General features: G+C 56.8%; 10 protein-coding genes. 3 read left to right on the plus strand and 7 right to left on the minus strand.

What is annotated here, in order from left to right:
- Positions 1-702: 702 nt before the first annotated feature.
- The 7 genes from rimI to BOW53_RS11585 form a co-directional block, all read right to left on the minus strand.
- The gene (rimI, locus tag BOW53_RS11555) at positions 703-1,170 is read right to left on the minus strand and encodes a ribosomal protein S18-alanine N-acetyltransferase (RefSeq protein ID WP_078488139.1); all 468 of its coding nucleotides are present in this window, start codon (positions 1,168-1,170) and stop codon (positions 703-705) included.
- A 124-nt stretch (positions 1,171-1,294) separates the two neighbouring features.
- Positions 1,295-2,173, minus strand: coding sequence for a uracil-DNA glycosylase (locus BOW53_RS11560; protein WP_078488140.1), 879 nt, complete (start codon positions 2,171-2,173; stop codon positions 1,295-1,297).
- Positions 2,174-2,180: 7 nt separating this feature from the next.
- A complete protein-coding gene (locus BOW53_RS11565) occupies positions 2,181-3,731 on the minus strand; it encodes a 2-isopropylmalate synthase (RefSeq protein WP_078488141.1) in 1,551 nt (516 codons plus the stop codon).
- A 57-nt stretch (positions 3,732-3,788) separates the two neighbouring features.
- A complete protein-coding gene (gene pssA / locus BOW53_RS11570) occupies positions 3,789-4,580 on the minus strand; it encodes a CDP-diacylglycerol--serine O-phosphatidyltransferase (RefSeq protein ID WP_078488142.1) in 792 nt (263 codons plus the stop codon).
- A 118-nt stretch (positions 4,581-4,698) separates the two neighbouring features.
- Positions 4,699-5,709 (minus strand): ketol-acid reductoisomerase, encoded by a 1,011-nt coding sequence (gene ilvC, locus BOW53_RS11575; protein ID WP_078488148.1) that lies wholly within the window; start codon positions 5,707-5,709, stop codon positions 4,699-4,701.
- 94 nt (positions 5,710-5,803) lie between these two features.
- Positions 5,804-6,295 (minus strand): acetolactate synthase small subunit, encoded by a 492-nt coding sequence (gene ilvN, locus BOW53_RS11580; protein ID WP_078488143.1) that lies wholly within the window; start codon positions 6,293-6,295, stop codon positions 5,804-5,806.
- A 5-nt stretch (positions 6,296-6,300) separates the two neighbouring features.
- Positions 6,301-8,019, minus strand: coding sequence for an acetolactate synthase 3 large subunit (locus BOW53_RS11585; protein ID WP_078488144.1), 1,719 nt, complete (start codon positions 8,017-8,019; stop codon positions 6,301-6,303).
- A gap of 430 nt (positions 8,020-8,449) precedes the next feature.
- Between BOW53_RS11585 and BOW53_RS11590 the strand changes: the two genes are divergently transcribed.
- From BOW53_RS11590 to BOW53_RS11600, 3 genes are read left to right on the plus strand one after another with little or no spacing between them, the layout of a single operon-like run.
- Positions 8,450-8,908 (plus strand): DUF4124 domain-containing protein, encoded by a 459-nt coding sequence (locus tag BOW53_RS11590; RefSeq protein ID WP_078488145.1) that lies wholly within the window; start codon positions 8,450-8,452, stop codon positions 8,906-8,908.
- Positions 8,909-8,924: 16 nt separating this feature from the next.
- Entirely contained in the window at positions 8,925-9,275 is a 351-nt protein-coding gene (locus tag BOW53_RS11595; protein WP_078488146.1) for a phenylpyruvate tautomerase MIF-related protein, read from the plus strand.
- A gap of 18 nt (positions 9,276-9,293) precedes the next feature.
- On the plus strand, positions 9,294-9,881 hold the full coding sequence (locus tag BOW53_RS11600) for a LysE family translocator (RefSeq protein WP_078488147.1): 588 nt from the start codon (positions 9,294-9,296) through the stop codon (positions 9,879-9,881).
- Positions 9,882-10,084: the final 203 nt, after the last annotated feature.

Here is a 10,084-nt window from a genome sequence, read left to right on the forward strand (position 1 = left end):
TGTAGCTCATAAGTGCTTCGTCTCTTGGTCGGGAGAAGCGCCGACTCTACCAGCTGGCCCTTCAACTACCAATTGCACTTATTATCCGAAACCGCCAAATTCTTAAGGTAGAAAATGCCGTATATTTCAGTTTTCTTAAACCGCTTCGATGGCCGGTGGAAGCGGCCAGGCTAAATGGGACTCCGGGAAACCGTCCGTTGAAAGGTTCGTTAGCCGCCGTGCCGCTACCGAGACAGAACTGCTCGCTTTGAAATGATCGCAAATCTTCTCAGTCAGATATGGGCATTGCCCCCATCTCTGGCACTGTGACACAGCCAGGCGGCGCAAGTACTTTTGCCTATTTTTATATGCATATCAACAGTTAAGACACATCTGTGTCACAGAATTTCCGAAAAACACCCAAAAATGGCGATTTGCACACGAATTTGTACACGTTTTGCGAGATACCTGCTGCATTTCAATGAAAAGCTCTGGAAAGCTGATTCTTACAGAAACCCAGTGTTTATGCGGTCTGGAGACGATCTGCTGGAAGCCTGAGAAAGGCAATTTCAGGCTGTGAAAAGGGCCACAATATCAGGGTGGGAGATGATGGCAAAAGTACGCCGCCGGTTCATTTGATTGAGCAGTTCAGACATCGGGAGTATTACGTGTTAACGCGAAAAGCGGCGATTATACAGGATTGGAGAGAGAAGATGGACCAACTCAGCAGAGACTGAATGCGAGGACTATGGCATCTTCCCTGCCCCCTGCAGCGGGGTAGTAGCCACGCCGTCGCCCCACCTCGTTGAAGCCGAGGGTGTCATAGAGATGAATTGCCGCCTTGTTGGAGTCGCGGACCTCCAGAAAGATGGTGTCTGCACTGCGCTCCCTGGCGAGAGTGATAAAGCGCTGCATCAGCCGGCGCCCCAGGCCATGCCCTTGCATCTCAGGGTGAATACAGACATTAAGAATATGAGCTTCGCCGGCGGCAACGGACATGATGGCATAGCCGATAATCCGCTGATCCAGGGCGACGACCCAGCAGCAGTAACCCACCCGCAGGCAGTCCCTGAAAATCCCCGCCGTCCAGGGGAAGTCGTAGGCCGCCTGCTCCACCACCATCACCGCCTCCACATCGGCCGTTCTCATGGGCCGAATCTGCAACAGCGGATCTTTGAGGATGGCGCTCATAACAGGTCCTGAATTGGCTGCCTTTCCAATAAGTATAATTGATGAGCAGAGAATCTGGATGCCGTTGATCCGGGTAAAACCTGACGCTTATCGGATACCCGGCCTTGGGTGATTGTCAGAAAAACTATAACCTCAGCTTTTTCACTGCAGCCTGAAGGTCCTGCCAGGACTTCCCTTTCTGATCGGGAGAGCGCAACAGGTAGGCCGGATGATAGGTAACCACGACCGGGATGCCGTCATAGTGAAACTCCCTCCCCCGCATGCGACCCACGGCCTCTTCTGACTTGAGCAGGTTCTGTGCGGCGACCCGTCCCACGCACATGATTGCCTTGGGTTGGATCAGCGCCACCTGCCGCTTGAGATAGGGTTCACAGGCAACCGCTTCTTCGATACGGGGATCGCGGTTTCCCGGTGGGCGGCACTTGAGAATGTTGGCGATATAGACTTCGTCCCGCTGCAGGCCGATGGCCTTGAGCATGGCGTTGAGCAACTGGCCGGCGCGACCGACGAACGGTTCGCCCTGGCGATCCTCATCCACACCCGGCGCTTCGCCGATCACCAGCAAATCGGCACTGCGGTTGCCGACACCGAATACCGTGTTGGTGCGACTGGCATGGAGCTCGCAGGCTTCGCAGCCGGCGACACGATGCTCCAGTTGCGGCCAGTCCAGGCGGGCAACATCGTTGCGTGGCTGGTGCGCCGGCTCCAGCCCGGGGGGCATGACATCGTCACCTTCCATAGGCGCAAAGTCATCTACAAGCGGCGGGACATCCTCCATCCACGGGGGCATATCCGGCTGGCCTGCCGGGGCTTCAGAGACCGGGGTCGGCTTGATGGAAGGCTCGGCAGATGTTGATTCAATTTCCGGCGCCTTGGCCTGGGCCTCCCCAGGGTCGGCTGAAACCACGGCATCGAGAGACGCCTCCAGGGGAGCGGCGTCACGGGACACCCAATCCTGGATGCCCATCACTTCGAGATATTCGCGCTGGCGGGCCTTTTCCATCGGCTGTTCAGACCTCTCCCTTCTGGGGGTGGGCCTTCTGGGCATCCTGAAGCAGTTTATTGACCGCGTTGATATAGGCCTTGGCAGAGGCGATAACGATATCGGTGTCTGCACCCTGTCCGTTGACGATGCGCCCATCCTTCTGCAGACGCACGGTCACCTCGCCCTGGGCATCGGTTCCGCTGGTGATGGCGTTGACCGAGTAGAGCTGTAGTTCTGCGCCACACTTCACGATAGACTCAATGGACTTCAGCGCCGCATCCACGGGACCACCGCCCACCTCGGATGCTGACGCCTCTTCGCCGTTGACCGATACCACGACACTGGCATTGGGCACTTCGCCGGTCTCGGAGCAGACCTTCAGGGAGACCAGCTTCACTGTCTCGTTTTCGGCACTGAAGCCGGCGTCGGTGACAAGGGCCTGGAGATCGTCATCGAAGATCTCGTGCTTCTTGTCCGCCAGGTCCTTGAAGCGGCGGAAAGCATCGTTGAGCTCCTCCTCGGAATCGAAGGTGATATCAAGCTCTTCCAGGCGGGTGCGGAACGCATTGCGACCGGAGTGCTTACCCATCACCATGCGGTTCTGGGACCAGCCCACATCCTGGGCACGCATGATCTCGTATGTCTCGCGGCTCTTGAGTACCCCATCCTGGTGGATGCCGGACTCATGGGCAAAGGCGTTGGCACCAACGATCGCCTTGTTTGGCTGTACCGGGAAACCGGTGATACTGGAGACCAGGCGAGAACAGTTGACGATCTGGGTGGCATCCAGGCCGGTATTGCAGTCGAAAAAGTCGGGGCGTGTGCGCACGGCCATGGTCACCTCCTCCAGGGAAGCGTTGCCAGCCCGTTCGCCAAGACCATTGATCGTGCACTCCACCTGGCGAGCACCGTTCTTTACCGCAGAGAGTGAGTTGGCCACGGCCAGGCCGAGGTCATTGTGGCAGTGCACCGAGAAGATCGCCTTGTCGGAGTTTGGGATGCGCTCGATCAGGGAACGAATGGTCTCACCAAACTGCTGGGGCATGGCATAGCCCACGGTATCCGGAACGTTGATGGTGGTGGCGCCTGCCTTGATCACCTCTTCGAAGATGCGGCACAGGAAGTCTATCTCGGACCGGCCGGCATCCTCCGCAGAGAACTCGACGTTATCGGTGTATTGACGGGCCCGCTTGACCGCCCAGATCGCCTGTTCGACAACCTGGTCAGGTGACATGCGAAGCTTCTGCTCCATGTGGATGGGCGAGGTGGCGATGAAGGTGTGAATACGCCCCGAATTTGCATTTTTCAGCGCTTCACCGGCACGATCAATGTCCTTCTCCAGTGCACGGGCCAGTCCGCAGATGGTGCTGTCCTTTACCGTCTCGGCTATTGCCTGGACAGCCTCGAAGTCACCCACACTGGCGATGGGAAACCCGGCCTCGATCACATCCACCCGCATCTTCTCCAGGGCCTTGGCGATGCGCAGCTTCTCATCCTTGGTCATGGATGCTCCGGGGCTCTGCTCACCATCCCGCAGGGTGGTGTCGAAGATGATCAATTTATCTGGGCTGCTCATAATTTGTTTCCTGAATGCTGCGTCTTGGGGCTGCATGAAATCGCTGGTTGCCGGAAATCAATCCTCTCCGGCCTCGTTGTCCTGTTGGGCTTCCTCCTGGCCGCTGGCCGCCTGCCGCTCCGCTTTCCTGCGCCTGAGGTGGATCAGGGTTAATACCGGGCCTGATACGGCATAGGAGAAGAAGAGTAAAAACAGTACCAGTGGTGGCTGCAGCAAAAACACGGCAAAACCGAGCATCACCACGACGACCACGAAGAAGGGAACCTTGCCGCGGAAGTCGATCTCCTTGAAGCTGTTGAAGCGGACATTGCTCACCATCAACAGGCCAGCAACAACGGTCAGGACTCCCGCGATGTAGGAGAGGCCTTCTCCATTGATATCGTTATCTACCGCTACCCAGACGAAACCGGCGATAATCGCCGCCGCCGCAGGCGATGGCAGTCCCTGGAAGAAGCGCTTGTCAGCCGTACCTACCTGGGTATTGAAACGCGCCAGCCTGAGCGCCGCAGCCGCGATGTAGACAAAAGCTGCCAGCCAGCCGAACTTGCCGAGCCCCTGCAGGGACCAGACGTACATCACAAGGGAGGGTGCCAATCCGAAGGCAACCATATCGGAGAGGCTGTCGTACTCGGCACCAAAGGCAGTCTGCGTGTGGGTCAGGCGCGCCACCCGCCCGTCCAGGCCGTCCAGCACCATGGCCACAAAGATAGCCACCGCCGCCTGTTCGAAGCGACCGTTCATCGCAGCCAACACTGCATAGAATCCGCAGAAGAGGGCTGCGGTGGTAAACAGGTTGGGCAGCAGGTAGATACCGCGGGGGCGTCTTTTCTTTTGGTTTATCTCTTCCATCGATGGCACAAGCCCATTGGTTTGGATGACCTGATTATAAGGGAGATCACAGGGATGCGCACAGAAAGAAAAACGCCGGCTCATGGCCGGCGTTTCCAACTGCTAAAGATCCAACTGATCAGTTCTTGGACTTGTCCACGATCTTCTTGATCCAGGGCATCATCGAACGCAGCTTCTCACCGGTCTGTTCGATCGGGTGAGCGGCGTTCAGGCGACGCTGGGCAGTCATGGAGGGGTAGTTGGTCTGTCCTTCCAGGATGAACTGCTTGGCGTACTCGCCGGTCTGGATGTTTTGCAGCGCCTCGCGCATGGCCCAGCGGCTCTCGTCGTTGATCACCTTGGGACCGGTAACGTACTCACCATACTCCGCGTTGTTGGAGATGGAGTAGTTCATGTTGGCGATGCCGCCCTCGTACATCAGGTCGACGATCAGCTTCAGTTCGTGCAGACACTCGAAGTAGGCCATCTCGGGAGCGTAACCGGCTTCGGTCAGGGTCTCGAAACCGGCCTTGACCAGTTCCACAGCGCCACCGCAGAGAACGGCCTGCTCACCGAACAGGTCGGTTTCGGTCTCGTCCTTGAAGGTGGTCTCGATGATACCGGTGCGGCCACCGCCAGTGGCGGAGGCGTAGGAGAGTGCAGTGTCCTTGGCGGTGCCGCTGGCGTCCTGGTAGATGGCAATCAGGTCGGGAATACCACCACCACGTTCGAACTCGCTGCGTACGGTATGGCCGGGCGCCTTGGGTGCGACCATGATCACGTCCAGATCGGCACGGGGCACAACCTGGTTGTAGTGGATAGCGAAGCCGTGAGCGAAAGCCAGGGTAGCGCCCTGTTTCAGGTTCGGTTCCAGCTGCTCCTTGTAAAGTACAGACTGGAACTCATCCGGGGTCAGCACCATAACCACGTCGGCACCGTCAACGGCCTCTTCGACGCTCTTGACGGTCAGGCCGGCTGCCTCGGCCTTGGCAGCTGAGCCGGAGCCGGAACGCAACGCTACGGTGACGTCGACGCCGGAGTCTTTCAGGTTGTTGGCGTGGGCATGGCCCTGGGAGCCATAACCGACGATGGTGACCTTCTTACCCTGGATGATGGAGAGGTCGGCGTCTTTGTCGTAATAGATGTTCAAGCTGCTCATTTAAAAGTTACCTTCAGGTTTGTTATCTGATTCCGCAACGCGCATACAGCACGTTGAATAATATTGTATGACTAGCTGGAGCTGACTACAGGGCGAGTCCCTTGGCGCCCCTTGCGATACCGGACGGACCGGTGCGCACCACTTCGACCACCAAGTCCTCGTGAACTGCACTGATGAACGAGTCCAGCTTGCCGGCGCTGCCGGTCAACTCGACGATGTAGCTGGTATCGGTGACGTCGATGATCTTTCCGCGAAAGATATCCACTAGGCGCTTGATCTCTTCACGGTGTGACCGCTCGGCCTTCACCTTGATCAGCATCATTTCCCGTTCGATGTGGGGTCCGTCCGAGAGATCCAACAGCTTGACCACCTCGACCAGCTTGTTCAGCTGCTTGGTGATCTGCTCGATGATCGCCTCGTCGCCGCTGGTGACCATGGTCATGCGCGACAGCGAAGAGTCTTCGGTGGGAGCCACGGTCAGCGATTCGATATTGTAGCCGCGCGCCGAAAACAGGCCTGCAACCCGGGACAAGGCGCCGGACTCATTTTCCATCAGGATAGAGATAATGTGTCTCATTGTTCTTATACCAGCTCGCTTTCCGGGGAGAGTTGCATCTCGTGGTGGCCCTTGCCCGCCTCGATCATCGGGTAGACGTTCTCGGTGGGATCGATGATCACGTCCATGAACACCAGGCGGTCCTTCATGGAGAAGGCCTCCTTCATGGCCCCTTCCAGGTCTGCCGGGTTCTCGATCTTCATGCCGACGTGGCCGTAGCTCTCCGCCAGCTTCACGAAATCTGGCAATGCATCCACGTAGGAGTGGGAGTAGCGCCCGTCATAGAAGAACTCCTGCCACTGGCGCACCATGCCCATGTAACCGTTGTTGAGGAGCATGATCTTGATGGGCAGGTCGTGCTGCTTGCAGGTTGCCAGCTCCTGTATACACATCTGGATACTCGCCTCGCCGGTTACCAGCGCGACATCGGCGCCAGGGTGCGCCATCTGAATACCCATGGCCGCCGGCAGACCGAAGCCCATGGTACCGAGACCACCGGAGTTGACCCAGCGGCGCGGTTTGTCGAAACCGTAGAACTGTGCGGCGAACATCTGGTGCTGGCCCACATCGGAGGCGACGAAGGCATCGCCCTTGGTCACCTTGTGCAGGGTCTCCACTGCAAACTGGGGTTTGATCAGTTCGCTCTTGGTGTCGTAGCGCAGGCATTGCATACCACGCCACTGGTCGACCTGTTTCCACCAATTGTCCAGAGCGTCCTTTTTCGAACTCTTCTTGTGCTCCTTGACCACCTTGAGCATATCCTTGAGCACGTTCTTGACCGGCCCCACGATGGGCACGTCGACACGCACCGTCTTGGAGATGGATGATGGATCGATGTCTATGTGAACGATCTTGGCATTGGGGCAGAAGTGGGCTACATGGCCTGTCACACGGTCATCGAAACGGGCACCGACGGCTATCAGTACGTCTGTGTCGTGCATGGCCATGTTGGCCTCGTAGGTTCCGTGCATGCCCAACATGCCCATGAACTGCTTATCGCTTGCCGGATAGGCGCCCAGTCCCATCAGGGTGCTCGTGATCGGGAAATTCAGTTCCCGTACGAGTTCAACCAGCGCCTTGGATGCATCATCGAGCACCACGCCGCCGCCGGTGTAGAAAACCGGACGCTCGGCCGCAAGCATGAGATTGACTGCCTTCTTGATCTGCCCCAGATGCCCCTTGGTAACGGGGTTGTAGGAGCGCATCTTGATCTTTTTCGGATACTCATAGGGAATCTTCACGTTGGGATCCGTGATGTCCTTGGGAATATCGATGACCACGGGACCGGGACGGCCGGTGGTGGCGATGTAGAATGCCTTTTTGAAGGTCTCTGCGATGTCGCGGACATCCTTGATCAGGAAGTTGTGCTTTACGCAGGGACGGGTGATACCGACCGTATCCACCTCCTGGAATGCGTCACTGCCGATAAAGGGGCTCGGCACCTGGCCAGTGAGCACCACCATGGGAATGGAATCCATGTAGGCAGTGGCGATACCGGTCACCGCATTGGTGGCACCCGGACCGGAGGTCACCAGGGCGACACCGGCCTTGCCGGTGGAGCGGGCATAACCATCCGCCGCATGGGTTGCAGCCTGCTCATGACGCACCAGGATGTGCTTGACGTCATCCTGCTGGAAAATCGCATCATATATATGCAGAACGGCCCCACCGGGGTATCCGAACACGTGCTCAACGCCCTCATCCTTCAAACACTGAACGATGATCTCGGCACCACTTAATTCCACGTTAAAGCCTCCGATTATGGTCGATTGGAGCGCCAAAACCCCACCCGGACCAACGCATTTGGTGAAAAATATCCAAACAGTGCAAATTACTAATATTAGAGTTTCAGGTCAAGCAGAAACCCTGCAGGGAAGCCATCCCCGAGCCTGTTCAGGCCGAAAAACCTGCTCCTTATCCAGATGCATTTTGGCAGATTCAAAGCTACCCTCGAGACCGGCCATCCAAAACCGCTTCTCCACACCGGTCTGTCGGCCCTGCCATATCCGGAATTTCCCATTCACATGAAATCACCGAACAAATTGGTCTATTTTGGGGCCGGACCCGTTGACGGGAGTCTCAAAAGTGAAGATTCAGGATGATTAATGCTTGCTATCTGTCTGAACTATTTCATAATTAGAAGACAAGATTGGATTTCACTGCAGGAATGCCGATATGCGTTTTCAACCTCTTGTTGTTGCCATAGCACTTTTCGTCGTCGCCACCACTACCCATGGAGAGGTCTACCGGTGGGTAGACGAAAACGGGGCGACTATCTATTCCCAGACCCGCCCGACAAGCGGAGTTACCGTCGAGATCATCAAGGCGACACCAACAAAGACCTCCAAAGGTGAGGAGAGCAGTCCTGAAGACCGACTGAGGCAACAGACCGAAGCGTCTGATGAAGCCAAAGAGCAGACCGAAAGCGAGGATCTTGAACAAGAGTTCAAGGCCGAAGAGGCACGAATCAAAAAAGAAAACTGCAAATCAGCCAGGCACAACCTCAAGCTTTACCAAACCCTGGGCAATCGGATCGTGAAGCACCCCGACGGAACCTATAAGCGCTATAGCGAAGAGGAGCGCCAGGAGAAAATCACCCAGGCCGAAAAGCAGATCAGCGAGTTCTGCGAATAAAAACACACACCAAACCATGCCCGTCCTCATTATTCGCACCTACACCTCGGTAGAGGAGGCACGACATGGCGATATCCTGGCCCAGGCATCTGCCACGACAGCCAGGGCGCTGGGCAAGCCGGAACAATATGTCATGGTGGGCCTGGAGACCGGCCAACCCATGCTGTTCGCAGGCAACGACGCCCCCCTCGCCTACTTGGAACTGAAGAGCATCGGTCCTCCCGGGGATCAGACAAAAGAGATTTCCGCCACACTCTGTGAATTTGTCGAGCAGCAACTCGGCATTCCCAAAAACAGGACCTATATCGAGTTCGCTGATGCTGCACGCAACATGTTCGGCTGGAATGGGAGCACCTTCGAACGCTAGTGCTTCCGCATCCTGATCATGCTGAGCCCTGAAACCCTGCTGCTTTTTATCACCAGTTCCACCTTGCTGGCCCTCGCCCCCGGCCCCGACAACCTGTTTGTACTTGCCCAGTCCATGACCAATGGCGCCAGATCCGGCCTGTTGATCACCCTCGGGCTGTGCACCGGGCTCCTGGTACACACCTCGGCCGTCGCCTTCACGATCCTGAAATTCCTGGGCGCAGCCTACCTCCTCTACCTTGCATGGCAGCTCCTGCGTCCACACCACAGCGACACGCCCAAGAATGGGGCCAAACCCCTGGGGCCAGCCCAGCTCTACCGCCGGGGCATTATCATGAATATCACCAACCCCAAGGTATCCATCTTCTTCATGGCCTTCCTGCCCCAGTTCACCGATCCCACGCTGGGGAATGTCACACTGCAACTGTTATTACTGGGGGCGCTCTTCATTCTCTCTGCGCTGGTGGTATTCGGAGCCATCAGCCTGCTTTCGGGCTCTATTGGAAAAAGACTGAGACAGACACCACGGGTAGAGACCCTACTCAACAGGATGGCGGGAACTGTATTTGCTGCATTGGCAGTCAAGTTGCTGGTCAGCGAGCGCTGACTGCCCTCACAACTTTTTTTACCCTCTCCTGATACGGTAGTATTTCCATCTACCCGGGCCTCACACAGTAAGCGTCATAGCCTGTGTTGAGTCCAAGCAGAAGCAACGACAACGCCTCGACTCTACCAGTCAATGCTAAGGCAACTCTGATTAATTTCGAAAATCGTATACCATCGACCTATTGATCTCCACTCCCAGGAAAA

Source organism: Solemya velesiana gill symbiont (assembly GCF_002020805.1).
Lineage (GTDB): Bacteria > Pseudomonadota > Gammaproteobacteria > Chromatiales > Chromatiaceae > Sedimenticola_A.